The following is a 647-nucleotide window of genomic DNA, read 5'->3' as shown; positions in this document are numbered from 1 at the left end:
CTCCTCGATCCCGGCCCCGACCCAGCAGTCCCTGCGCACCCTGGAATGGCTCTCGCGCAGAGAGAACCTCGTGGTCTGCGGGCCCTCCGGCACCGGCAAGACCTTCTTCCTCGAGGCCCTGGGCCAGCAGGCCGTGGAGGAGGGCAAGCGGGTGGCCTGGTTCACCCTGGAGGACCTCGGGGCGATGATCCGGGCCCACCGGCCCGATGACACCATCACCAAAGCCGTCGCCCGAATCCTGCGCGCCGACCTGATCGTCATCGACGACATCGGCCTGCTGCCGGTCGCCGACGATGCCGCCGAGGGCCTCTACCGCATCGTGGACGCCGCCTACGAGAAACGCTCCGTAGCGATCAGCTCGAACCTGCACCCGGCCGGCTTCGACGAGCTGATGCCCAAGACCCTGGCCACCGCCACCGTGGACCGGCTCCTGCACCACGCCCACGTCTGCCAGACCACCGGAGACTCCGTACGGATGACCCAGGCAATGGCCGGGAAGGGAGTCATGCCACTGAACTGATCCCATCACGGTGGCCAGCACCACCACCCAAACGGGCAAACCAGCTGGCCACCAGTGGGCAGTTCTGATGGCCACCAGCGGGAAGAAACACTGGCCGCCTATGGGCAGAACTCAATGGCCCTTGACA

At 67.1% G+C, this 647-nt stretch carries 1 protein-coding gene; it reads left to right on the top strand.

Annotation, left to right across the window (positions count from 1 at the left end):
- Nucleotides 1–520 (top strand): ATP-binding protein (locus tag ACZ1IK_RS11225; protein ID WP_465098523.1); only part of this gene is annotated, 520 nt, incomplete at its 5' end.
- Between the last annotated feature and the right edge of the window lie 127 nt (nt 521–647).

This window comes from Micrococcus sp. CS26 (assembly GCF_055522295.1).
Note: the sequence above shows the minus strand (reverse complement) of the source record. Positions and strands in the feature narration are given on the sequence as shown.